We start from the raw sequence: 24,067 nt of genomic DNA, 5'->3' as shown, positions 1-24,067 counted from the left end.
CATGACCGCGCTTCGGATGCGTGCCCGCGATTTCCTGACCGACGATCAACTGGCCGACGTGCGCCAGCGCGTGACGTGGAAGGGCGTTGCGATGATCGCCCACGCCTGGGTGCTCATTGTCGGCGCGATCGCCTTGGTCGCGTGGTGGCCCAATCCGATCACCTATGTTCTCGCCGTTGCCATCATCGGCTCGCGCCAGCTGGGCTTAGCGATCCTGATGCATGACGGCGCCCATGGCTGCCTGTCCGCCGACGAGAAAACCAATCTGGCCCTGAGCCAATGGCTGTGCGCCTATCCTCTCTTCGCCGAGACACGCAGCTATCGCCGCTACCACCTGCAGCATCATGCACGCACCCAGCAGGAGGACGACCCGGATCTCGTGCTGTCGGCGCCGTTTCCGATCACCAGGCTGAGCTATCGTCGCAAGTTCATTCGCGACATCACCGGGCAGACCGGCTACCAGCAGCGCAAGGCGCAATTAATCAACGCGCTCGGTCCGAATGACTGGCCGTGGCGGCAGCGCGCCGCGCATTTCTGGGAAAAGCTCGGTCCGCAATGCCTCGTCAACGCCGCGATGTTCGCAGCGCTCACGGCGGCCGGCGTGTGGTGGGCCTATCCGCTGCTATGGCTGGTGCCGCTCTTGACCTGGATGATGGTCATCACCCGCATCCGCAACATCGCCGAGCATGCCGTCGTGCCCGACAGCAGCGATCCCTTGCGCAACACCCGCACCACGCACGCGAACTTTCTCGAGCGCCTGTTCATCGCGCCGTACTACGTGAACTACCACCTCGAGCATCATCTGCTGTTCTACGTGCCCTGCTACAATCTGCCGAAGGTTCACCGTCTGCTCAGTGATAGTCGGCATGCCGAGCGGATGGAGGTACAGCCGAACTACGCCGCGGTGCTGCGGCTCGCGACCGCGAAGCCCGATCGGGACGACCGTCCCGGCCAGTTGGTGAACAGCGCGCGCCGCGCGCAGGCCGGGGCGACGGTCGACGCCAACCAGACCAACGGTGGATTCTAGGGGGCGGAATCCCCGGTTGAATGCAGGCCGAAGTTCCTATCTTGGCTTGACATTTTAGCCCTAGGCGGGTCTACGGCCCCTTTCGGAGCATGGTCGGGAACCAAGGCTCGGGCCGGACGTCATCGGCTGCGGGTTCTCGAAGCACACGGCTCGAGCGATCCAGGGAGCGCCGATGACGGCAGCATTCACATTTCCGGGGCAGGGTTCCCAGGCAGTTGGCATGGGCAAGGCTTTGGCTGACGCCTTTCCGGTGGCGCGCGTTGTGTTCGACGAGGTCGATGACGCGCTTGGAGAGAAGCTGACGGCCACGATCTGGGATGGCCCGGCCGAGACCCTTCAGCTCACCGAGAACGCCCAGCCGGCCCTGATGGCGGTGTCTGTGGCCACTCTGCGCGTGCTGGAGGCTGAAGCCGGGTTTTCCGTGGGGCGGGATGCGGCGTTCGTTGCCGGCCACTCGCTCGGCGAATATTCGGCGCTGGCCGCGGCCGTCAGCCTGACAATCTCGGACACCGCGCGACTGCTTCGCACCCGCGGTCTCGCAATGCAAAAAGCCGTGCCGGTCGGCGCGGGTGCGATGGCCGCGCTGCTCGGTCTCGATTACGACGCCGCCATGGAGGTCGCCAAGGAGGCGGCACAGGGGCAGGTCTGCCAGGCCGCCAATGACAATGGTGGCGGGCAGGTGGTCGTCTCCGGCGACAAGGCTGCGGTCGATCGCGCCGTCGAGATCGCCAAGACCAAGGGTGCCAAGCGCGCCATGCTGCTGCCGGTGTCCGCACCGTTCCATTGCAAGCTGATGCAGCCCGCTGCTGATGCCATGGCCGAGGCACTGTCCAAGGTCACGATCAAGGCACCGGCTGCGCCGCTGGTCTCAAACGTGCTGGCAAGCGCCATCACTGATCCTGACGAGATCCGCCGCCGCCTGGTCGAGCAGGTCACCGGCACGGTGCGCTGGCGCGAGTCGGTTGCCTATATGGCGGGGCAGGGCGTCACGCGTTTCTTCGAAATCGGCGCGGGCAAGGTGCTGACGGGACTCGTCAAGCGTATTGCCGATGGCGCCGTCGGCGTTGCGGTGGGCGGTCCGAACGACATTGCCGCCGCCAAGGATGCATTGGCCGCTGCGAAGCAGGGCTAGAGGAGTTTTCGATGTTCGATCTGACTGGCAAAAAGGCGCTCGTCACTGGCGCGACCGGCGGCATCGGCGGCGCGATCGCGCAGGCGCTGCACGCGCAGGGCGCCACTGTCGCGATTTCCGGAACGCGCAAGGAAGTGCTGGACGAGCTGGCCGGCAAGCTTGGCGAGCGCGCCCTCGTGCTGCCCTGCAATCTCTCCAAGGCCGACGAGGTCGAGGCGCTGGTCCCGGCCGCGGAAGCTGCGATGGGTCAGGTCGACATTCTCATCGCCAACGCCGGCATCACGCGTGACAATCTGTTCGTTCAGCTTCGTGATGAGGATTGGGACGAGGTCATCAACGTCAATCTGACTGCGACCTTCCGCCTGGCGCGCGCCGCCACCAAATTGATGATGCGCAAGCGCTTCGGCCGCATCATCGCCATTACCTCGGTGGTCGGCGTCACCGGCAATCCCGGGCAGGGCAATTACACCGCGTCGAAGGCCGGCCTGATCGGCATGATCAAGACGCTCGGCGCCGAATACGCCAAGCGCGGCGTGACCGCGAACTGCATCGCACCCGGCTTCATCAAGACGCCGATGACGGATGCGCTCAACGACAAGCAGCGCGAGACGATTCTGACCAAGGTTCCGGCCAATCGCCTGGGGACGCCCGAGGACATTGCTGCGGCCGCGGTCTACCTGAGTTCGAACGAAGCAGCCTACGTCACCGGCCAAACCATCCACGTCAACGGCGGCATGGCCATGATCTGATACGCCGTTCCGCACTGCCCACATGGGCGGGGTCGGATGCGGCAAACGGCCGTTTCCGGAGCGAATTGAGGCGTGTAGTCAAGGCAGTTGAAGTATGATAACCGGACCTTCAACGGATGGGCAAAGAACGCCATTGCAGGTTTTTGAAACCCTGTATATTGGCGATGCGGAGCCTTGGCCGTCGTTCGCCGGGCCTCCATCGGTTAAGGTGGGGCCAAATCAAAGTTCGTAAGCGAAGGCAGTCAACGACCACGACGGCTCGTATCGTCCCGGGGGGTCGGGTCTACAGGGAACAACACGAGGTTATGCAATGAGTGACATTGGCGAGCGGGTTAAGAAGATCGTGGTCGAACACCTTGGTGTTGAACCCGAGAAGGTTGTCGACGCAGCGAGCTTCATCGATGACCTCGGCGCCGACAGTCTGGACACCGTCGAACTGGTGATGGCGTTCGAAGAGGAATTCGGTTGCGAGATTCCGGACGACGCCGCGGAAACGATTCTCACCGTCGGCGACGCCACGAAGTTTCTCGAGAAGAACGCGAAGAGCTAAGGCTCTTCATTTTCGCGGGGACAACATTGAAACCGGACGGGCCGCTTCGCAGCGGTCAGCCGGTTTCTTGTTATTGGCCGTGAATCTTTCGATGCGGAGTTTTCGGACATGAGGCGGGTTGTCGTCACTGGTCTCGGCATGGTGTCGCCACTCGGCTGCGGCGTCGAACCGACCTGGAAACGCATCCTCAACGGCGAAAGCGGTGCGCGCAGGATCGAGAGCTTCGATGTCTCCGATCTGCAGACCAAATACGCTTGCACGGTCGTGCGCGGCGACGGCAGCAACGACAGCTTCAATCCCGATATCTGGATGGAGCCGAAGGACCAGCGCAAGGTCGACGACTTCATCATCTTCGGCATGGCCGCGGCCGGCCAGGCGCTCGACGATGCCAACTGGCATCCCGAGAGCGAAGAGGACAAATGCGCGACCGGCACCATGATCGGCTCGGGCATCGGCGGCCTCAACGGCATCGCCGACACCGCCATTCTCCTGAAGGAGCGTGGACCGCGCCGGGTGTCGCCGTTCTTCATTCCGGGCCGCCTGATCAATCTCGCTTCCGGCTACGTCTCGATCAAGCACGGGCTGAAGGGCCCGAACCATTCGGTGGTCACGGCCTGCTCGACCGGCGCGCATGCCGTCGGCGACGCCGCCCGCCTGATTGCGCTCGGCGATGCTGACGTGATGGTTGCCGGTGGCGCGGAGTCGCCGATCAGCCGCATCGGCATTGCCGGCTTCAACGCCGCGCGCGCGCTGTCGATCGGCTTCAACGAGACGCCGGAGAAGGCCTCGCGCCCCTACGACAAGGACCGCGACGGTTTCGTCATGGGCGAGGGCGCCGGCGTCCTCGTCCTGGAGGAGCTCGAGCACGCCCGGCGCCGCGGCGCCAGGGTCTACGCCGAGGTGATCGGCTATGGTCTGTCGGGTGACGCCTACCACATTACGTCGCCGGCGCCCGATGGCGATGGCGGCTTCCGCAGCATGTTGGCCGCGCTCAAGCGCGCCGGCCTGACTGCGTCCGATCTCGACTACATCAACGCGCACGGTACCTCGACGCCGCTCGGCGACGAGATCGAGCTTGGCGCGGTGGAGCGCCTGCTCGGCAATGCCGCCTCCAAGGTTGCGATGTCCTCGACCAAATCGTCGACCGGCCATCTGCTCGGCGCAGCCGGCGCGATCGAGGCGATCTTCGCCATCCTCGCGATTCGCGATAATGTCGTCCCGCCGACCATTAACCTGGACAACCCGTCGGTGGAGACCGCGATCGATCTCGTGCCGCATAAGGCGAAACAGCGTGAGGTGAACGTCGCGTTGTCGAATTCTTTTGGTTTCGGCGGTACCAATGCGTCGGTGATCATCCGGCGCCTGACCCATTAGTTTGTGTTTGCGACGAATCCACCGTTTTGCCGTATTCGGCGATAGTCATATCTGTGGGCGTGTGCATTTGGCTCGGCAAGCGATTGTCAGGCTGCGATTGAACCGGCAGGATTCAGGTTTGCTTCGATGAGTGAAAGGCCGCCCATTTCGCCCCGGAGTCCGCGGGCAGCGCTCGAGCCCGAGCAGGTCCCGCCGCCGCCGAAGCGTTCGGAGCGGGCCCGCAATCCCTTTGTCGTGGTCGGCAACGCCATCATCACCCTGCTGCTGATCGCCATGCTCGGCGCCGGCGGCGCCTATTATTACGGCCGGCAGGTGCTCGAGGCGCCAGGGCCGCTGAAGGAAGACAAGATCGTCAACATCCCGCAGCGCGCCGGCAAGCGCGACATCGCCGAGACCCTGAACAAGGAGAGCGTGACCGACGTCAATCCGTGGGTGTTCATCGCCGCGGTGGCTGCGCTCAAGGCGAGCTCGGACCTGAAGCCGGGTGAATATTCGTTCCAGAAGAATGCATCCCTGCGCGACGTCATTGCCACCATCGTCGAGGGCAAGGTGGTGCAGCATGCGGTCACGATACCGGAAGGCCTGACCTCCGAGCAGATCGTGGCGCGGTTGTCCGACAACGACATCTTCACCGGCAGCGTGCGCGAGCTGCCGCGCGAGGGCACGCTGCTGCCGGAGACCTACAAGTTCCCGCGCGGGACACCGCGCGACCAGGTGATCCAGCGCATGCAGCAGGCGCACAAGCGCGTGCTCGCGGAGATCTGGGAGCGCCGCAGCCAGGACCTTCCAGTCAAGACTCCGGAGCAGCTGGAGACGCTCGCCTCGATCGTCGAGAAGGAGACCGGCAAGCCGGATGAGCGCAGCCGTGTCGCGGCCGTGTTCGTCAATCGGCTCAAGCAGAAGATCAAGCTGCAATCCGACCCGACCATCATCTACGGCCTTGTCGGCGGCAAGGGCACGCTGGGACGTCCAATCAAGCGCAGCGAGATCACGCAGCCGTCGCCTTACAACACCTATGTGATCGAGGGCCTGCCGCCGGGCCCGATCGCCAACCCCGGCCGCGCCTCGCTGGAGGCGGCGGCCAACCCGGCCCGTACCCGCGACCTCTTCTTCGTCGCCGATGGCTCGGGCGGGCATGCCTTCACCGAGACCTACGACGCGCACCAGAAGAACGTCGCCAAGCTGCGCGCGATGGAGAAGCAGATCCAGAACGACACGGTCGAGCCGGCCGATGACGCACAGCCGCCAGCCGCCGCCGCGCCGCCCGCGGCTCCAGATACCGCGCCGACCGCGACCACGCCCAAGCCGACCCAGCAGAAGAAGCCGCCGGCGCGGCCCGCGGGTCCGCCGCCCGCCCGGCAGGGCTCGGTGCAGCCGTCGCCGCCGGTGATCCAGCGCTAGGCCCTGGTCCGACGCCGGCGCCTGCGCAGACCAGCCTACGGGACTTTGCGGATTCCACTTTCCTGCAAAATAGTCTTAAGATTCGCGTGGCCTGATGGCCTCGCGAATCCCACGTTTCCGGAGAATTTGACCTGATGGCGCTGTCGTCCATGACCGGCTTTGCCCGAAGCCACGGCGCGAGCGGGCCGTATACGTTCGAATGGGAGTTGAAGTCGGTCAACGCCAAGGGCTTTGACTTGCGGGTGCGGCTGCCGCAGGGGTTCGACGAGCTCGAGGCCCACGCCAAGAAGCGCGCCGGCGAGCTGTTGTCGCGCGGCACCGTCTACGCCAATCTCAACGTCAAGCGTGCCAATGCCGCCGCCACCGTCCGGGTCAATGAAGACGTGCTCAACGCCGTGCTGAAGGCCGCCGCCGTCATCGCCGGCAAGGTCGACGCGGTCGCGCCGAGCGTCGACGGCCTGCTCGCCATCAAGGGCGTCGTCGAGGTCGCCGAGCCCGAGGGCGACGAGGAGGAGGATAAGGCCGCGCGGGCCGCCGCAGCGGACGCCTTCGACAAGGCGCTCGCCGATCTCGTCGAGATGCGCAAGCGCGAGGGTGCCTCGCTCGGCCAGATCCTGACCCAGCGGGTCGACGAGGTTGAGCAACTGGCGAAGAAGGCGGAAGGAGCGCCGGGCCGCAAGCCCGAGGCGATCAAGGCGAGGCTCGCCGAGCAGATCGCCGCGCTGCTGGACACGTCCGACCGTTTCGATTCCGACCGTTTGATGCAGGAAGCGATCCTGATCGCGACCAGGGCCGACATCCGCGAGGAGCTCGACCGCATCGCCTCCCACATCGCGCAGGCGCGCGAGCTGATCGGCAAGGGCGGCCCGATCGGGCGCAAGCTCGATTTCCTGGCGCAGGAGTTTCACCGCGAGGTCAACACCTGCTGCTCGAAGTCGAACGACATCGAGCTGACCAATACCGGGCTCGCCATGAAGAACGTGGTCGAGCAATTCCGAGAGCAGGTTCAGAATCTGGAGTGATCGATGACGACGGGCGGTCACGGAACTGACGGTGTCGAGCGGCGCGGGCTGATGTTCGTGCTGTCCTCGCCATCGGGCGCGGGCAAGACGACGCTGTCGCGTCTCCTGATCGACCGCATGCCCGGCCTGCGCATGTCGGTGTCGGCGACGACGCGCGCGATGCGGCCCGGCGAGGTCGACGGCCGCGACTATCTGTTCGTCGACAAGCCCAGGTTCGACGCCATGGTGAAGGGCGATGAGCTGCTGGAATGGGCCACCGTGTTCGACAACAGCTACGGCACGCCGCGTGCGCCCGTCGAGGCCGCGCTGTCGGCGGGGCAGGACGTGCTGTTCGACATCGACTGGCAGGGTACCCAGCAGTTGCGCGAAAAAGCGCGCGCGGACGTCGTCAGCGTCTTCATCCTGCCGCCGTCGGTCGGCGATCTCGAGAAGCGGCTGCATTCGCGTGCGCAGGATTCCGACGAGGTGATCCGCAAGCGGATGAGCCGCGCCAGCCACGAGATGAGCCACTGGGCTGAGTACGACTACATCGTCATCAACCACAATGTTGATGACGCCTTCGCCGAGGTGCAGTCGATCCTGAAGGCCGAGCGGCTCAAGCGCGAGCGGCGGACCGGCCTCGTGAGCTTCGTGCGAGGGCTGCAAGGTCAGCTTCAAGGCTAGCAAGGTCAGTTTCAGGGGCAGGCGGCGTCAGCCGCGGCCCTTCGCTCGCCAGCCGCTCCAGCATCGCCGTGATGATGTCGATGTCGACGCCGGTAGCCTCTTCGCGCACATGTTCTTCAGGCGCGTCTGCGTCGTGCCCTGCCGGCTCTTCCTGGTGGATGTCGTCGGCGGCGAGCTTCGGCGCTGGGGGCTCGATCTCGAACTCGCCGTCGAAATAGCCGATCTCGGTCTCGTCGGGCTCTACTGTCGCAACCTCAGTGGGACGGCCCTGCGCAGCGATTCGGCCGATTGCGTTGGAGAATGCGGCGATCTGCGGGGCTTCCACGCGCATGGCGTCGAAGTCCACCGGCAGGGGTCGTTCGACGCGCGGCGCCGGCTCGGTGTGCCAGGGCGCGCGGCTGTGGTCGTCATCCTGCCGATGGTCCCAATTCACGCGGCGGTCGGCCGTCTGGACGCGCGTGCGTCCACCGGCGAAGCGATAGATCACGCTGGCGAGGAGGCCGGCAAGCGCCAGCGCGCCGCCGATCACGAGCAGCAGCATCTGCACTGATCCGGTCGGCTTGTCGGCGGACGCGTCTGCCGCGGCGAGCGTCACCGGGGCAGGCGATGCGGCCGGCTTCGCGCTCGGCTGTACGGATGCCGCGGCAGGTGCGGCGGCCGTTGCAGGTGAAGGCTGCGGTGCAGGCGGCGAAGCAGGTGCGGCATCGGGCCAACGCGTGGCGATTGCGGGCTGCGCATCTGTGGTGCTGGGAGCCTGCTGGGTTGACGCTGCGGCCGGCGCCGGCGTGCTCGCTGCGGTCTGTGGCGCGAAGTATTCAGCATGCGCATTTTGCACCGATTGCGGCCCGGCTGGAGCCGCATTCGGCGCATCGGCCGTCGCCTGCGCGGTCTGTGTGGCGTTAGCACCTTCTTTGGCGCCTTCGGCGCGCAGATACCAGCATTGCCGCTTGGTCGCGCGCTCGAGCCGATAGAACCAATGCTGGCCCTGCGGCGCGGCACCTTTCGGCGAAGCGAGACAGTCGGCTGCCACATTCGCCGTGCTTGCGGTGCTGGCTGCACTCGGCGCGTTCTGCGAAACCGCAGCCAATGGTGCGCCGGCAATGATGCTGCCTACCAGCGCGGATAAGAATTTTGCGGTGCGGTTGCCCATCCTGGTCTCCCGGTTACGCATGACGCAACTCGTTACCTTCCCTTTCTCAACAAAGAGTTAGGTGGCAATGAGCCGCAAATCCGGAGAGGATGTGGCCTGAATCGGGCCTGTGCGGCGTTCGTTCCACCGCGAATTCAGGCTTTTTGCCGGCACTATTGCTTGCTTGCGGTCCAGGTTCCCGAGCAGCCGTCGGAGCGGCGGAAGGTGCCGGAACCGCTGCGTCCGGACAGGCGGCCGGCGCCGGTATAAGTGACGCCGCCTCCAGCTTGTCCGAACGTGTGCACCGAACCATTGGAGCTGACAGTGCCGCTGACGCCTTCGCCGATGACGCGGCCCGAGGTCACGACGGTTGCGCTGCTGGACGAGCCGCCACAGCCGACACTGATGACGGCCCAGGCGCCGTCGAAGCCTCCGCCGCCGCCTCCTCCTCCGCCGCCGCTGCGCCGCGACGACGAGCGTTGTTCGTCAGCGGCCGGCTTGCTCCGGCGCGCCGATGGCGCGGGTTCGGCGGAGCGGTCCGAACGCGAGCCGGACAGCGATTTTTCGTCATTGCCGATCGAGCCGCCGGCGCTGCCGGATTGCGCGAAGGCCGATGGCGAGGCGAGGGCGAGCAGAAGCGCGGCGAGGGCAAATTTGCGGCTTGCGGTGTTCGACATGAGCCAGAAATCCATCATCGTGAAAAATCAGCGGCAAAATCAGCGACCGGAGCCGTCGGCACAGACGGCTCCAATAATGCGGCAAGCTTTGCCAGCCTTGCCGCAATCGTCAAGCGCGGCGTCCTTCGCGCGCTGTACGCCCTCGCGCTGGACCAGCGACCAGGACTTGTCCGAGATCGCGAACGCGCCGCAGCTTTTGCCGTAGAAGGACAGCTCGATCGGACATTTGGCGCCGGCGCAATTGCCGCGCGCATCCGCCACCGCCGCGCGTCGAGAGGCATGATTCCACGAGATGCCCCATTTGCTGCTGTCGGGGCCGTAGACGATCGAGCCCCACGGCTTCAGGTCCTCCATCTTGCGCATCCGCAACAGCAGGCCTTCGGTCGCTTCACCTGTCGGCGCCATCGAAATGCGCTGCTGCAGTTTCGTGATCGCGCGGGTCAGTCCGTCGGGCGTATCCGGATCGAAATTCAGCTCGTAGAGCCGCTCGGCCAATTCGCTGAGCAGCGCGGCATCGCGCAACGGCACGCGGTCGGGATCGGCGCGCAGCCGGTCCGCCGGCAGCGGGTCGGGCTGCATCGCGGCGACCTGCGGCGGCGCGACTTGCGTCGGTGGCACGAAGTAGAAGGTGCCGTCGATCGGCGAGGACGACACCCAGGGCTGCTGCGCGCCTGAGGTGGCGCGCTTCACGGCGAGGCCGACCTGATTGAAGGTCTGGAACACGTCGAGGCCCGCGGTCCGGACCGTCGCGGCCAGCGCCTTGGTGTAGGGGCTGTGGCCGTCACTGCCGTCCTGGGCGACATTGCCGGGCTGCGTGGCGTAGGAGATCAGCGTGCCCTCCGGCGCGCGCATCTGCGCAAGACCGCCGTCGGAGGACCGCAGTCCGCGCGAGCCGAACGGGTTGTTGCGGCAGGCATCGAGGATGACGAGGTTGAGCCGCGTGCCGGCGCCCTGCATCTGCCGCAGCACCAGATTGACGTCGGTCATCTGGAAGTCGACGTCGGCCTCGCGCGTCGGATTGGCGCCGACCGGCACGAGATAATTCGAGCCCGCGACCTGCACGCCGTGACCGGCATAATAGAACAGCGCGACGTCGGCGCCCTGCACCTGCCGGCCAAAGTTCTGCACGGCGATGTCCATCGCGCTCTTGTCGAGATCGAGCTGGGCGTGGCCGCCGACCAGCGTGAAGCCGAGCGTGCTGAGCGTCTCCGCCATCAGGCTCGCATCCTTTGACGGATTGTCGAGCGGCGTGATGTTCTTGTAGGCGGAGTTGCCGACGACAAGCGCGATGCGCTTTTCGGCTGATGCCGGCTGGAGCGCGACGGCGAGCGCGGCCGCGACGAGCGCTGCCAGCATCAGGACGCGATTGAAAACCCGCGCGTGCATCAAGGATCCCCAAAGCAATGCCGGCAATCTACCAGCCGGGCGGGCGGGCGAAAAGCGGTGCGACATTCTGTACCCGTCATGGCTTGCACGCCTCGCGTCCGGGAAGGGAGCATGGCCTCGCATCCTCGCGGCAGGTTTTGCCCGAGCCTTGCTTCGTCACATCGCCCGATGGAAGCCAAAGGGCGCAGGGAAGGCCGGGCGCCGGCTGGCACCCGAGATCCGTGCGCTTTGGAAATGCACACGGGGTGGATCACAGGTGATGCCGGTCGCCCGGCCTTCCCTGCGCGGATGGTTTTAACGGTGTCCTTCGTGCTCTCCCCGGGGAGCGATGCACTATTGCCCCCGTCGTCTTGCGGATGGCTGATGTACGCGCCCGGTCGGGCCGCCACATCACCGCAAGGCTTGACGCACAGACCCCGGGCGTCAGGACCACACGACTTCTCCGTCCGCGGACGGCCTCGCCTGGGCATCGAGGGCTGGCGCGTGCTCACCCCCGCTGCCGACGAGACCGCTGTTACGGCGCCGTGTCGTGCCGCGGATCGCAACGTCTCACGGGGGTTGCCCGCCCTGCCGTCACGTCGCGCGCCGGCGCTGCCGCGTCCACCGCATCCTGGCCCGCATCTCGTGACGATCGCGAAGCGCCCCTTTGGCAGGGCCGGGATGCGGCCCTTATGCCATAAATCCGAAATTCGGTAAAGTGGAATATTTTTGCGAGAAGGGGTTGACGGGATGTTTGGTGTTTTGCCCGACGGGTCGCGGTAGCTAAATGACCACGCGCCAACGTGCTAGATTAGGCCGTGTACCTTTAACCCGGCGGCGTCATGTGACTGGTGACTACGTCCGCTTTGCTCTTATGGCGACCAAGTTCGTGCGGCAGAGCAGTATGTCGCGATGGGCCGCAATCGGACGATCGTGTGATCGGGTAAACCTGAGAGCAACCATACGGTAGTGGGCGCGAGCAGTTCCATTTAGACAAGCATAGATTGCCGCTTCGTCTCGCGATAAGCTCGGCAGGGCATTCTGAAAGGCGCAAAGCATGTTACCCGCAGACTACATCTTTGGCTTCGCTGTCGCGCTAGTCGTCGGATTCAGCCTTTATTTTGGTCCCCGGATCGAACGCGAGCGCGTTGCAATGCAATGGGGGCCCAATGGCGAGCCAACATGGTACGCTCCAAAATGGTTGGCTATGTGGGGAATGGTTGTCTTCATGGCGTCCGTTCGGCTCTTCATTTGGTTGGCTTCAACCTATGCGCCGCAGCACGTGCACGGTGCTGAATTAGGAATAGTCATTTTCTCGCTGGTCGCCGCGGGCTCTCACTTGTTCGTTCTAATGAAGACGAGAGAGAGCCTCTGAATGTTGGCGCAAGTCAGCTAAGGGGTAGAATCGGCTGTGGACTGGATGAGAGGCGTTCAATGAAGTTCACAGCTATTCTGAGCTATGTAGCAATTCTGATAGTAATTTCTCCAGGCGGAGCTTGGGCCGACGATTGCAAGCCGATAGTGGAGGCTTTGGCGAAGCAGGCGAAGACGTCCTTTCGAGCCCGTAGGATGGGTTGAGCCCTTGCGAAACCCATCGCCTCGCTCTTGTGATAACGTCTCGCCATAACTTCCTGTCGGCGCAACTTTATTCCAGGCAGAAGTTTCTTCTTTACCGTCAACCTGGCGGATCGACGGCTATCGCTGTTGCTGCGGTCGGCGTTTCGCGAGACGCCAGCGTCACCCGTTTGCGATTGATGCCGTGGTCGTGCTGCCCGAGTACAGACGTGCTGCCCGAGTACAGACTAGCTATAGACTACAGACTGGCCGTGCTCAGGGATGCCGCGGGATCAACGCATTGACGGAAGGCTTGGCGCGCTCCGCCCTCGCCGTCGAGGGGTGCGGGCTTCGCGAATCTACTTCCACACGCTCGCCAGCTTCAGCGCCAGCAGCCCGAGCACGCCGCTGATCAATCCCACCATCGCGTAGGATTGCGCGAACACGCCGGTCTGGATGAAGACCTGGCACGCGATGGCGAAGCAGATGGCGGTGAGCAGCAGGCAGGCGCAGCCGGCGATGATCGAGAGGTAGCGTATCGCGGTTGCGACGGGCCTGGCGGGGGATGCGGAATCGTTCATGCGGAATGACAACCATGCGGCTGTTGCCGCGTTGCTCCGCCGCGCAGGTGCAAAAGCATTACTTGCTTGCGCAGCAATCGACCAGAGCGCGCCAGATGCGCTGAATCTCGACCGTCCTCTGAAGCTCGAGGACGTGGTTCTCGTTTGTGTGAGGGGTTCGGGTTTCGGAATGAAGTTCGCGCGGCGCGATCCAGCGTTCGGAGATTGGATCGTACCATCTGCCGAGATTGACCACGCTCGTTTCTCCTCTTTCGATCCCCCTGGTGTCTGCGCCTATCCCATGCGCCGGTTGCTGGTGTTCTGGGTAAGATTGCCGTGAGCGGCCTGTTCACGGATGTTCTGCTTCTCGTCGTTGCGATGGCCTTTGGTGGTGTCGACGGGAACCGTCGGTGCGCTACCGGCGCCCTTGTGGCTCTGGTTTTCGTCTGGAACTGGCTGCACCGTTTTTTTCAGCGGCTTCGTCATGCGCTGAAACTCCGTCGTTGCCTTAACGAGAAGCCAACGCGCGGGCGGTTCGAGGTGTTCCAAGTTCTGGCGCGAAGTGATCGGGCTGATGCGCGGCCTTAGTGCTTCGACACGTCGTGCTCGCCGGATGACGATGCGTCGGTTGGCGTCCGATTCTCCTGGGCGCGGGGGTCGCTGAGGACTGTCTCCAGAGATCGCCTCTCGCTCGCGGCCTCGGCCTGTTGCAGCGGCCTGCGGTATTTGCCGATCAGCCGCTTGATGTCGTCGACGGCTTGCAGCAAGGGCGGAGTCAGGGAGAACAACGCGCCCATCGCAATGGCGATGATGGTGTGGCGCAGCGAGACCTTTTCGTCCTCATCGAAGGCGTAGGCATTTTGGCCGATCGGGACGGGCGCGAGCCCGCTCGACGATCGCGGCTGATCGGATTTCCGCGGCTTGCGCGGCGGAATCATGATCACGACGAAGAGTACGTTGATCAGGAGCCAGATGCCCAGAATGACTAGAAGGGTCCACATTCCACTCAAAACCATAGGTGATGCAAATGTGCTGCCGACTTATGTGGCATTGAACGGCCGTTCGCATCCCAATGCAAGTTGTGCTTTCGTTTGGCGCAAGTTTCCGGTTAATCGGCGGCTATCGGAATTCGGCAAGTCAGGGCGGGAGCGCCAGGATCCATCGGCGGAACTGGAGCGGCGGGATGGGCTCCTGCGCCGCGATGATCATTTCGCCGCGCAGCTCGATCGAATGCGCGGCGTTGCAGGCCGCGGTCTGCAGCGCGAGCTGGCAGACGGCGTAGCCTCCCGCGTTGCACGCGGGCCACGCCTCGAACTCTGTTCTTGTCCGGAGAACTACGGAATTCGAAATTGAATGGGCGCTCGGTTCAGGAGTGAACATAGGGCGGGCGCGGATTGGATTAGTGTCGGGCACCGACGCCGCTAGCCGAGGCGGGCCTCGCGCGCAGCCGACAGGCGGTTGAAGGCCATCTGGTCGCGATAGGTGTCGATCGCCCTGTTGGCGAGCATCAACGGCCGGCGCTCGCCGGTCTTCAGCTGCGCTTCGATCGCATCGAGAATGATGTTCGCGGACGTGTCGGGTGGGCCGAGCTCGCCGCTCTTCTCGAGGAAGCTCCAGGCGATGAAGAATGCGCTCTCGACGGTGCAGCGAATGGACATGCGCTGCCAACGCGGTGCAGCCGCAGCCGTTCCGGGCCTTGCATGAATTCCGCGTTAGTTGCGCAAACGAAAGTGCCGATGCGAAGCGAGGTGCTTCACCTCTCCCGAAGGGGCCCGCAAGCGGGAGAGGTGAAGCCGAAATCATGTGCGCTAGTTCTTCAGCACGATACGGCCGACCACGTGGCCTGCGCGCAACTCGTCGATCCACTTCTGGACATCGCCCATCGGCTCTTCGCGCATCGGCGTCGGCTTGATCTTGCCGGCGCGAGCGAGCGCCATCAGCTCATGCGCCTCGGCAAGCGTGCCGACCATAAAACCCTCGACCGTAAGGCGCTTGTAGATCCATTGCACCATCGGCAGCGTGAACTGTCCGCCCATCAGGCCGGAGACCACGACCTTGCCGCCGCGCGCGGCAACCGCGACCGCGAACGCCATCGACTTTTCGTTGCCGGCGAAATCGACGACCTCGTCGAAACCGCCGTCGGTCTCCTTCAGGATGCGCTTGATCACGTCGGGCTCGGACGGATCGTAGGCATTGGCCGCGCCGTTCTTCAGCGCGGTCTCGCGCGCGGCCGGCGAGAGATCGGCGACCGTGATTGGCTGCTTGAACATCGCTTGCGCGAACGACAGGCCCATCATGCCGACGCCGCCGAGACCGATCAGCAGCAGATTGCGCTGACGCGGACGGTCGACCAGGCGCTTGAGCGCGCCGTAGGCGGTGACGCCGGAGCACATCAGGGTCGCGGCCTGGTTGACGGGCAGCGGATCGTAATCGAGCAGATATTTTGCGTCGGGCACCAGTACGTGCGTGGCGAAGCCGCCGTCGATGGAGACGCCGAGGAAGCGCTGCTTGGCGCAGAGGTTCTCGTCGCCGTTCTTGCAGTCGCGGCACTGGCCGCAGCCGATCCAGGGAAACACCGCCTTGTTCGAACCGACGAGACCCGTCGGCACGTCGGGACCGACTTCGTCGACGACGCCGGCTATCTCGTGGCCGAGCGTGAAGGGCAGCGTCATGCCGCGCGTGGTGTCAAGCTTCTTGCCGCCGCCGAGATCGGCATAGCCGTCCTGGATGTGCAGGTCGGAATGGCAGAGGCCGCAGCGCTCGATGCGCACCAGCACCTCAGCAGCCTTAGGCTTGGGCGTGTCGACGATGGTCTCGCACAAGGGCGCATCGAAATTGACCAGCGACTGCCGACGCATCAACGCCATATTCCTTCCTCCGAAATTCTTGTTACTCAGCTTCGCTGCGTATATCCGCCAATTCACGTGCCATGGCAACAAAGCCGGAGATGGGAATGGTCTCGGCGCGCCGCGTCGCATCGACGCCGGCGGCTGCCGCAAGCAGCGCGGGATCGACGCCGAGCGATTTCAGGCTCTGGCGCAGCATTTTCCGGCGCTGGCCGAAGGCCGCGGCCGCGACCTGTTCGAGCATCTTGCGATCGCAGGGCAGAGGCTCCGCCCGCGGCACCAGGCGCACGACGGAGGAGGTTACCTTCGGCGGCGGCACGAAGGCGGACGGCGAAATGTCGAACAGGATCTTTGTCTCGCAGCGCCAATTGGCGAGCACGCCGAGCCGGCCATAGGCCTCCTCGTCCTCACGCGCGACGATGCGCTCGCCGACCTCGCGCTGAAACATCAGCACCATCATGTCGTACCAGGGCGGCCAGGGCGCGGTGGTGAGCCAGTTGATCAGCAATTGCGTCGCGATGTTGTAGGGCAGGTTGGCGACGATCTTCGCGCGGTCTCCGCCAAGCAGCGGGCGCGGATCGAAGCTCATGGCATCGCCATGCACGATCTCGAGCCGGCCGGGATAGCGCGCGGCAATATCATTCAGCGCCGGGATCGCGCGCTCGTCATGCTCAATCGCGATGACGCGCCTGGCGCCGAGCGCGAGCAGCGCGCGTGTCAGCCCGCCCGGGCCCGGGCCGATCTCGACGATGGTGCTGTCTTCCAGCGGTGCTGCGGCGCGGGCGATGCGCGCGGTGAGATTGAGATCGAGCAGAAAATTCTGGCCCAGCGATTTGCGGGCCGACAGGGCGTGCTGGCGAATGACCTCGCGAAGCGGCGGGAGGTCGTCGATCGCGCTCATCAGCTGTTTGCAGCCGCCATGCGGCTGGCAAGCTTGAGCGCCGCGATCAGGCTTGCCGGATTGGCCTTGCCGGTGCCGGCGATGTCGAAGGCGGTGCCGTGATCGGGCGAGGTGCGAATGAAGGGCAGGCCGAGCGTGACATTGACCGCGTCGTCGAACGCCACCGTCTTGATCGGGATCAGCGCCTGGTCATGATACATGCAGACCGCGCAGTCATAGGTGTTTCGCGCGGCTTCGTGGAACATGGTGTCGGCGGGCAGCGGTCCCCTGACGTCGATGCCGTCATTGCGCAGGACGTTAAGCGCCGGCGCGATCACGGTCTGCTCCTCGTGGCCGAGCGAGCCGTCCTCGCCGGCATGCGGATTGAGGCCTGAGATCGCGATCCGCGGTTGCGCAATGCCGAAGCGGGATGTGAGCTCGGTTGCGACGATGCGCACGGTCGAGACGATCAGTTCGTTCGTGAGCTGGCTGAGGGCTTCACGCAAGGAAACGTGGATCGTCACCGGCACCACGGCGAGCCGCGGCGACCACAGCATCATCACCGGCTGCGGCACGCTGGCATCGGTGGCCGCGAGCTCGGCGAGGAATTCGGTGTGGCCGGGATGACGGAAGCCCGCCCGGTAGAGCACGCTCTTGGCGATCGGGTTGGTGACGACGGCGCCGGCGCGGCCGGCGCGGACGTCGCTGACCGCCTGGCGGATCGAGGCAAGCGCGGCCGGTGCACTCGAAGCGTCGGGCTTGCCGGGCGCCGCGGTGGCGCGCTCGCCGGTCGCAACCACGGGCAGGGCCTCGGCAAAGGCGGTCTCGGCTTCGCCCGGGCTCACCGCGGCGATCCTGATCTCGGCGCCCAGCGTCGTAACAAGCGTCTTGGCGCGCTGCGCGATCAGGGCTTCGTCGCCGAGCAAATAGAAGGCGGGAAGGCCGAGCTCATGGCGCCTGAGCCACGCTGCGATGGTGATGTCGGGGCCGATCCCGGCAGGCTCTCCGAGCGTCAGCGCGAGGGGCTTTGCGGGAACGGCCATCAGTGGTTGCGATATTCGATCATCGCCGCTTTGCGGAGCTCGTCGAGATAGGCCTTCTGAGTTTTCTCGTACTTCTCCGTATACATCTTCTCGCGGATCTCGCGCTTCTTCGGCGTGTCGATCGTGGTCGGCTTGCGCGAGCACAGCACGACCATCTCGATGCCGGCCTTGGTCACTTCGGGTGCCGTGAGGTGGCCGATCGGGGTGTCGTCGAGCACCTTGCGCAGCGCCTCGGGCAGGTCGGCGGTGGTCTTGGTGACGCTGTCGCGGATGGTGGCGTTCGGCGTCGAACGGAACAGCGAATTGGCTTCCTCGCAGCTTCCGACACGCGAGCGATATTGCTCGGCTTCCTTCATCCGCGTCTCCTGGAAGGCGGCAGACGAGCCGCGCGGCACGATCAGCACGATCGGCTGCATCTTGTATTCGGTGCCCTCGATCTGCAGCTTCTCGTCGCCGCCTTCCCGCACCTTGTCGGCGACGTCCTTCTCGCCGATCAATAGCTTCTCCTTGAAGCGGCCGCGCACGAGGCTGGTCCAGACCATCTCGGACTTCATGCGGCTCTTGAGAGTTTCAGGACGCACGCCCTTGCTCTCGAGCGATTTGGTGAGCTGATCGATCGAGATGCGCATGCGTTGCGCCATGCCCTCGTAAGACTGGTTGATGTCGGAAACGGTGGGATCGACGCCGTATTTCTTGCCTTCCTTCAACTTGATCTTGTCGTCGATCAGCGTGTTGATGACGTCCTGCCGGCTCGGGGTCTTCTGCGTCGTCAGCGTGTCGAGCTTGGAGCGCTGCTCGATGTCGAAATCGGTGATGGGATCGCCGTTGACCATGACGACGATGTTCTGCGCGCGCGCGGGTGCGCCGGCGAGAGCCAGTGCGCAGGCCAGCACGGCGCCCAGCACCAGGAGGGGGAGGCGGAAGACAGGCAATCGGGTCGTCATGGTTGTCGCTCGCATGTCAGCCGCGAAGAACCTGCGATCGGGAACAGGCGGCCGGCACCTTCAGACCGATCACTGGAGGCCGCCGCCGGAACTACTGGTCGTCGACGTGGTCGCCAGCGTGCGCAGACCGATCTGGAACATGAACGCGTGATTCAGCACGGGCGGCGTCGAGCCCGCAGAATAACTATACGAAGTGACATAGTTCACGCCGAGCACAAAGCAATCGTCGACATAGCCCGCGCCGAGCACATATTGGTTGATCTTGTTGGCCTCGAGATCCCAGCGCGCCGAGCCCGTCACCACCCAATTGGTCGCGACCTTAATCGAGCCTGAGGTCAGGATGCCCTCGCGGCGGGTCAGGTAGCCGAGTTCCGGCTGCGCCGCGTAATTGCCGTACATTACGCTGACCGACCAGCGATTGAAGTTGGCGCGGCCTTCCGCCTCGAAGCGCTGGACGTTCCAGGTCTGCTCGTCCATGCGGGAGCGGACGCTGAACGTATAGGTGCTGTTCGGCGAGTAGGCGGCGCTCGCCACGTAATCCGAACGCGGCTTGTCGAGGCCGGAATCGAGGCCGGTATTGATGGAGTCCTGCACCGCGTAGGAGTTCATGCCGAACAGCTGGTAGGACTGGCCGAACAGCACCTTGACGGCGCCGCCCTTGTCGAACTGCGTGGTCGACTGCACGCCGACATTGGCGCGCCCGCCGCCCTCGACGCGATCGTAGCCGGAGAACTTGTCGACGCTGAACAGGTTCGAGGCGTCGAACACCATGCTCTGCGCATCTTCGTTCGGAAGCTTGCCTGCATAGGTCTCGTTCGGGCGGATGATGATCTGCGCGATCGGCTCGATGGTGGTCGAGCCCCAGGGCTGAACGTTGATGAAGGGATAGCGATATTCGAGGCCGACGGTCGGCATCAGGCGGAACGCCTGGGTGTCGCCCACGGGCAGGTAGTTCGATACGCCCGGCTGGTTGGAGACGTCTGAGTTGATCGCGTCGGCGCGCAGGATGGCGAACGGCGTCCAGATCTCGCCGAGCGGATCGGTGAAGGACTTGCGCCACTGCGCCTCCGCCGTCAGGCGGGTGTAGGTGCCGGGGAAGCCGCGCAGCAGGCACTGCGACGGCGTGCGCGCGAGCGGATCGGCCGAGGTCGCCGTGCACAGGCCGTTGGTGTTGGCCGCCGTCGTGATCGGATCGAACGCCGCGTCGTTGCGGGTCAGGTTGACGAAATTGGTCTTGTACGAAACCTCGCCGCCGAAGATCGGATAGTTGATCACGTTCGAGTAGTCGATCACGGGATAGACGACCGGCACCTGCTGCTGGTTACCCGAGTAGCTCAGCCAGTACATCGTGCGCGCGTCGAAGAAGCTGCGATTGCCGACGCCGGTCAGATAGAGCTGCGAGAGCGCATCGGTCGGCAAGTACAGGAACGAGCCCAGCGGATCGCGGTACTGCGACAACCGATAGTCCGAGAAGAAGTAGTAGTCGGACATGACGACGCCGTCCCAGCCCCAGACCCATTTGTCGTTCAGCGCGAACTGACCCTTGGTGTCGACGGCGCCGCGGAACTGGCGGTCGCCTGGCTGGCCGGCAAGCGCGCCCGGATCGAGCTGATCGATGCCGTAGACGCGGACCTGGTAGGCGCCGTCCATCAGGCGCTGACGGAACTCGGCCTGGAACAGCACGCCCTGCTTGGAGGTGATGCGCGGGCTGAAGGTCGCATCCATGTCAGGTGCGATCGCCCAGTAGAACGGAACTTCGACGCCGTAGCCGAACGGCGTGTTCGAGGTAAAGCCCGGCATCAGGAAGCCGGTCTTGCGCTTCACGGTCGGGTCGGGCGTCGAGAAATAGGGCATGTAGGCGATCGGCACGCCGAAGAACTCGAGCTGCGCCGTCTCGAAATACAGCATCTTCTCCTGCTGGTCGTGAATGATGCGGGCCCCCTTGACCTGCCAGAGCGGGGGCTTCTTCGGATCGTCCTTACACGGCGCGCAGGCCGTGTAGACGCCGTTCTCGAACACCGTGTAGTTGCCGGAGGAGCGGTCGGCGCGGGTCGCGGCCATGCGGGTCTGGTCAGCGGTGTCCACCCGCAGCGAATCGACGAAGCCGTCGCGGTAGTCGTCGGAGAGATCCAGGATCTCGGCATAGGTGATCTTGCCGTCGGCATCCGTCATGCGGATGTTGCCTTCGGCATGGAGCCGCTTGGTCTTCTGGTCGTAGATGACCCGGTCGGCCTCGACGCTGGTGCCGTTGTAGAACAGCTGGACGTTGCCGACCGCGGAGACGCGCGAATTGTTGTAGTCGTAGTCGACCTCAGTCGCCTGCACGAGCATCTGCCCGTCATTGGCTGCCTTCGGCGGCGTCGGGCGTGGTGGCCGCGGATTGTAGGTGTAGCTCTGGGCGGCCGCCGGCGTCACCGCGGCAAGATCGATCATGCCGGCGAGCGATACGGTCGCGATCAGGGCAAGCAGGAGCCTGCGGACAGACAAGCCGTACCCGTTCGCGCGCACAGGGGTGCGCAACGCCAAACCAGATACGTGTCCTCGGCGGACGGCCGTCACTATCCGTCCTCCTGATACAGCAAGGCCAAAAAGCCGGTGAGGCCGCCCACCACCGCGGGCAACCACGCCGCAGCGATCGGATGCATCAACTCAGCCTTGCTCAAGTCTTCAGTCACTTTCGACAAAACGTAGAGCAGAAAGCCTGCGCCCACGCCACTCAAAACCATCTTCTGTACGCCGCCCATCCGGAAGAAGCGCAGCGACACGGAAGCCGCGAGCATCACCATGGCGGCGAGCAAAAACGGCTGTGCCAGCAGCTTGTGATACTGGAGTCGATATCCGGCTGTCGCGAACCCCGAGCTCTCCGATGAGCGGATGTAGCTCGGTAGTTGCCAAAAGGACACAGTCTCGGGTGTGGAAAAGCTGTTGCGGACCTGCGCTTCGGTCAGTGTCGTCGGAATCTCGAGGCTGGCCTGGTCGACCGGCGGGGCATCGAGCGAGAAGCGGCGCACGCCCTTGAACAACCAGTGGCCGGCCTCGAGCGTCGCCTCGCGCGCCTCGACCCGCTCCTTGAAATGCTGCTCTGTGTCAAACCGGAACAGCGTCAGTCCCGTCAGCCGGACGCCCTGCTGCTCGCTGCGTGCGGCGTTGACGATGATCTGGCCGTCACTGGTCACCTGGTTGAGCCAGAAGCCCGAGGCATCCTGGATGCCGCCGCCGGGCGCCGAGCCGAACAGCTCCGCTTCCATGCGCTTGGAGAGCTCGCGTAGATTCGCCGATGTCGGATTGTAGGCGACGGTGGCGATCACCCCGATCAGCAGCGCGCTGCCGAGCGCCGGCGCAACAATTTGCCAGGCCGAGATGCCGGCGGCGCGCGCGACCACGAGCTCGAGCCGGCGGGAGAGGTCGAGATAGCAGATCATGGCGCCGATCAGCATGCAGAACGGCGTCAGCTTCTCCAGCAGTTGCGGCACCCGGAACAATGAGGTCTCGGCCACCATGATCGCGGAGGCGGATGCGAGCCCTGAGGTCTTGCGCACCATCTCGATGTAGTCGACCAGCACCAGCAGCAGGAAAATGCTCGCGAACACGCCGAGTGCGGCGACCACGAAGCGGCCGGCGAAATAGCGCCCGAGCGTGTTGGTGAGCATGCTCATGCGGTGGCCGGCCGTCCGAACAGCCGCGCGATGCGCGCGTTCGACCTGTTGATGGCTTCCATCAGGCCGGGCGGGGGCTCGACCACGATGCCGCCGATGATCATCCACAGCCCGACGCCGACGGCCCCGAGCACCATGACGTACTGGGCCAGCACCGGGCTCGACGATTTCACGGCCATGACCGAACAGGCGAAGCCGGCCATGCGCAGGCCGAACACGGCGAGGATCGAGGAGCCGATCGAGAAGTTGCGGCTCTGGCGGGTGGTGCGCGGCGCGCCGAGGAAGGCGAAGGTCAGCACGGCAAAGGCGAAGGGATAGATCGGCGCCAGCAGGCTGTCATGCAGCGCCGAGCGGAACTGCCCGGGGATCTGCTTGTAGACGGGGTCGTCCTCGGACGGCGAGAACAATTCCCAGAGATAACGCTCGCGAATGCCGAGGGTGACGTCGTGGCCCTGGTTGCCGAACTTCGACATGTCGAAGCCGTAGCGGCCGAACGCCACCAGCGCAGGGTCGCGCTTGCCCGCCTCGAAGCGCTGGAGGTTGCCGTCCTTGAGCACCAGGAACGATCCGTTCTCGTTCTTCACGACCTCGCCGTGCTCGGCGACGATCGAGACGCGCTCATTCGGATCGCGGCGATCGTCGATGAAGATGCCGGCGAGGATGCCGCCGGGCAGCCGCTCGCGAATCCGGATCGTGAGATTCTTGTCGAGCTGGGCGAAGCGGCCCGGCTGGAGGATGTTGGTGAGCACGTCGGCGGTGATTTCGGCGTCCCACTGCTTGATCCGCCGCATACCATCGGGCGCGAGATAGGCGGCGATGAAGGCGACCAGCAGCGCCACCACGCAGGTGGCGTAGAAGAACGGGTAGAACAGCCGGAACGGCGAGAAGCCGGCGGCATTCATCACGATGATCTCGGAATCGGTCGCGAGCTTGTTCAGCGTGTGCGAGATCGCGATCATCAGCGCGATCGGCGAGATGATCAGCACCAGCGCCGGGATCACGAGGCTGGTGATGCCGAGGAAGGTCATGATGGTCTGACCCTGGCTCGTCATCAGGTCGATGCCGCGCAACGCCTGCGTAATCCAGATCACGCCGGTGAGGCTAACCAGGACGAGCGCAAACGACGCCAGCGTCGTGCGGAAAATATACCTGTCGATTGACCCCATGCGCTACCGCACGAATCCCACCAAAGCCCCAACGCGCGCACCGGAATTCGGTCTGTCCAACCAATCCCCTGACAGGGGATCCCCAAGGTCGGCCAGGCAGCTCTTCCGGAGACTCACTTTCTCACTACCATCCCTTTGATCCGTCAACAAAATGGCCGACCCATGGCACCCTCAACATATGGTTAATATTTCGCTCGTTGTGGCGTCCCTGCCACGGGCGGTGCTTGGCATTGAGCGCGCTTCTCGCCCATAGTGGGACGAGACCAGTGAATCGCCGTTCAGATCCGGCTCTCGGCCGGTCCCCATGATTGGCAAAAGCCCCATGTTTT

24 protein-coding genes and 1 pseudogene are annotated in these 24,067 nt (G+C 64.5%); 11 read left to right on the top strand and 14 right to left on the bottom strand.

All coding sequences use genetic code 11. The features are described from left to right. The first annotated feature begins 1 nt into the window (after window position 1). The 8 genes from JJC00_RS23010 (at window position 2) to gmk (ending at window position 7,918) form a co-directional block, all read left to right on the top strand. Entirely contained in the window at window positions 2–1,027 is a 1,026-nt protein-coding gene (locus JJC00_RS23010; protein WP_200468207.1) for a fatty acid desaturase family protein, read from the top strand. 172 nt (window positions 1,028–1,199) lie between these two features. Then, window positions 1,200–2,159, top strand: a complete 960-nt coding sequence (gene fabD / locus JJC00_RS23005) for an ACP S-malonyltransferase (RefSeq protein WP_200468206.1) — start codon at window positions 1,200–1,202, stop codon at window positions 2,157–2,159. A gap of 11 nt (window positions 2,160–2,170) precedes the next feature. Continuing rightward, on the top strand, window positions 2,171–2,908 hold the full coding sequence (gene fabG / locus JJC00_RS23000) for a 3-oxoacyl-[acyl-carrier-protein] reductase (protein ID WP_027535227.1): 738 nt from the start codon (window positions 2,171–2,173) through the stop codon (window positions 2,906–2,908). A gap of 310 nt (window positions 2,909–3,218) precedes the next feature. Beyond that, window positions 3,219–3,458: an acyl carrier protein gene (locus tag JJC00_RS22995; RefSeq protein ID WP_008130699.1), complete on the top strand. Its 240-nt coding sequence runs from the start codon at window positions 3,219–3,221 to the stop codon at window positions 3,456–3,458. 108 nt (window positions 3,459–3,566) lie between these two features. After that, window positions 3,567–4,832 (top strand): beta-ketoacyl-ACP synthase II, encoded by a 1,266-nt coding sequence (fabF, locus tag JJC00_RS22990; protein WP_200468205.1) that lies wholly within the window; start codon window positions 3,567–3,569, stop codon window positions 4,830–4,832. A 126-nt stretch (window positions 4,833–4,958) separates the two neighbouring features. Beyond that, entirely contained in the window at window positions 4,959–6,233 is a 1,275-nt protein-coding gene (mltG, locus tag JJC00_RS22985; RefSeq protein WP_200468204.1) for an endolytic transglycosylase MltG, read from the top strand. Window positions 6,234–6,367: 134 nt separating this feature from the next. Continuing rightward, window positions 6,368–7,255: a YicC/YloC family endoribonuclease gene (locus tag JJC00_RS22980; RefSeq protein ID WP_200468203.1), complete on the top strand. Its 888-nt coding sequence runs from the start codon at window positions 6,368–6,370 to the stop codon at window positions 7,253–7,255. A gap of 3 nt (window positions 7,256–7,258) precedes the next feature. Continuing rightward, entirely contained in the window at window positions 7,259–7,918 is a 660-nt protein-coding gene (gene gmk / locus JJC00_RS22975; RefSeq protein ID WP_200468202.1) for a guanylate kinase, read from the top strand. On the opposite strand, the gene JJC00_RS22970 is transcribed toward gmk, so the two are convergent. The 3 genes from JJC00_RS22970 to JJC00_RS22960 form a co-directional block, all read right to left on the bottom strand. Beyond that, window positions 7,851–9,068, bottom strand: a complete 1,218-nt coding sequence (locus tag JJC00_RS22970; RefSeq protein ID WP_200468201.1) for a hypothetical protein — start codon at window positions 9,066–9,068, stop codon at window positions 7,851–7,853. The genes gmk and JJC00_RS22970 overlap by 68 nt on opposite strands. A gap of 152 nt (window positions 9,069–9,220) precedes the next feature. Then, complete coding sequence (locus tag JJC00_RS22965; protein ID WP_200468200.1) at window positions 9,221–9,724, bottom strand: hypothetical protein; 504 nt, start codon at window positions 9,722–9,724, stop codon at window positions 9,221–9,223. Window positions 9,725–9,763: 39 nt separating this feature from the next. Then, complete coding sequence (locus JJC00_RS22960) at window positions 9,764–11,110, bottom strand: caspase family protein (RefSeq protein WP_200468199.1); 1,347 nt, start codon at window positions 11,108–11,110, stop codon at window positions 9,764–9,766. 1,036 nt (window positions 11,111–12,146) lie between these two features. On the opposite strand from JJC00_RS22960, the gene JJC00_RS38995 reads away from it, so the two are divergent. Both JJC00_RS38995 and JJC00_RS38990 read left to right on the top strand, forming a co-directional pair. Then, complete coding sequence (locus JJC00_RS38995) at window positions 12,147–12,464, top strand: DUF1648 domain-containing protein (protein WP_200468198.1); 318 nt, start codon at window positions 12,147–12,149, stop codon at window positions 12,462–12,464. Window positions 12,465–12,712: 248 nt separating this feature from the next. Next, window positions 12,713–12,869: pseudogene (locus JJC00_RS38990) on the top strand (REP-associated tyrosine transposase); the annotation flags it as partial. Window positions 12,870–13,002: 133 nt separating this feature from the next. Here JJC00_RS38990 and JJC00_RS22950 read toward each other — a convergent pair. The 3 genes from JJC00_RS22950 to JJC00_RS22940 all read right to left on the bottom strand — a co-directional run bounded on the left by JJC00_RS22950 (window position 13,003) and on the right by JJC00_RS22940 (window position 14,204). After that, window positions 13,003–13,224 carry a hypothetical protein gene (locus JJC00_RS22950; RefSeq protein WP_200468197.1) on the bottom strand — a complete coding sequence of 74 codons (222 nt, stop codon included), beginning with the start codon at window positions 13,222–13,224 and terminating at the stop codon, window positions 13,003–13,005. 273 nt (window positions 13,225–13,497) lie between these two features. Continuing rightward, complete coding sequence (locus tag JJC00_RS22945) at window positions 13,498–13,689, bottom strand: hypothetical protein (RefSeq protein WP_200468196.1); 192 nt, start codon at window positions 13,687–13,689, stop codon at window positions 13,498–13,500. A gap of 98 nt (window positions 13,690–13,787) precedes the next feature. Next, complete coding sequence (locus JJC00_RS22940; RefSeq protein WP_200468195.1) at window positions 13,788–14,204, bottom strand: phosphonate metabolism protein PhnM; 417 nt, start codon at window positions 14,202–14,204, stop codon at window positions 13,788–13,790. On the opposite strand from JJC00_RS22940, the gene JJC00_RS22935 reads away from it, so the two are divergent. Continuing rightward, window positions 14,185–14,556: a hypothetical protein gene (locus tag JJC00_RS22935; RefSeq protein ID WP_200468194.1), complete on the top strand. Its 372-nt coding sequence runs from the start codon at window positions 14,185–14,187 to the stop codon at window positions 14,554–14,556. The two genes, JJC00_RS22940 and JJC00_RS22935, sit on opposite strands and share 20 nt — an antisense overlap. Before the next feature lie 68 nt (window positions 14,557–14,624). Here the strand turns inward: JJC00_RS22935 and JJC00_RS22930 are convergent, their stop codons facing one another. The 8 genes from JJC00_RS22930 to lptF form a co-directional block, all read right to left on the bottom strand. Then, complete coding sequence (locus tag JJC00_RS22930; RefSeq protein ID WP_200468193.1) at window positions 14,625–14,861, bottom strand: hypothetical protein; 237 nt, start codon at window positions 14,859–14,861, stop codon at window positions 14,625–14,627. A gap of 150 nt (window positions 14,862–15,011) precedes the next feature. Beyond that, on the bottom strand, window positions 15,012–16,070 hold the full coding sequence (locus JJC00_RS22925; RefSeq protein ID WP_200468192.1) for an alcohol dehydrogenase: 1,059 nt from the start codon (window positions 16,068–16,070) through the stop codon (window positions 15,012–15,014). Between the two features lie 22 nt (window positions 16,071–16,092). Continuing rightward, window positions 16,093–16,950: a 16S rRNA (adenine(1518)-N(6)/adenine(1519)-N(6))-dimethyltransferase RsmA gene (rsmA, locus tag JJC00_RS22920; RefSeq protein ID WP_200468191.1), complete on the bottom strand. Its 858-nt coding sequence runs from the start codon at window positions 16,948–16,950 to the stop codon at window positions 16,093–16,095. After that, complete coding sequence (pdxA, locus tag JJC00_RS22915; RefSeq protein ID WP_200468190.1) at window positions 16,950–17,972, bottom strand: 4-hydroxythreonine-4-phosphate dehydrogenase PdxA; 1,023 nt, start codon at window positions 17,970–17,972, stop codon at window positions 16,950–16,952. Before pdxA ends, rsmA begins: the two co-directional genes overlap by 1 nt. Continuing rightward, the gene (locus JJC00_RS22910; RefSeq protein ID WP_200468189.1) at window positions 17,972–18,916 is read right to left on the bottom strand and encodes a SurA N-terminal domain-containing protein; all 945 of its coding nucleotides are present in this window, start codon (window positions 18,914–18,916) and stop codon (window positions 17,972–17,974) included. The genes pdxA and JJC00_RS22910 overlap by 1 nt, the downstream gene beginning before the upstream one ends. 69 nt (window positions 18,917–18,985) lie before the next feature. After that, entirely contained in the window at window positions 18,986–21,475 is a 2,490-nt protein-coding gene (locus JJC00_RS22905) for an LPS-assembly protein LptD (RefSeq protein ID WP_200468188.1), read from the bottom strand. Further along, window positions 21,475–22,572: an LPS export ABC transporter permease LptG gene (lptG, locus tag JJC00_RS22900; RefSeq protein ID WP_200468187.1), complete on the bottom strand. Its 1,098-nt coding sequence runs from the start codon at window positions 22,570–22,572 to the stop codon at window positions 21,475–21,477. Before lptG ends, JJC00_RS22905 begins: the two co-directional genes overlap by 1 nt. Next, entirely contained in the window at window positions 22,569–23,738 is a 1,170-nt protein-coding gene (lptF, locus tag JJC00_RS22895) for an LPS export ABC transporter permease LptF (protein WP_200468186.1), read from the bottom strand. Before lptF ends, lptG begins: the two co-directional genes overlap by 4 nt. Between the last annotated feature and the right edge of the window lie 329 nt (window positions 23,739–24,067).

Source organism: Bradyrhizobium diazoefficiens, from assembly GCF_016616885.1.
GTDB lineage: Bacteria > Pseudomonadota > Alphaproteobacteria > Rhizobiales > Xanthobacteraceae > Bradyrhizobium > Bradyrhizobium diazoefficiens_F.
The sequence above is the reverse complement of the archived record's forward strand: the minus strand, read 5'-3'. Positions and strand labels throughout refer to the sequence as shown.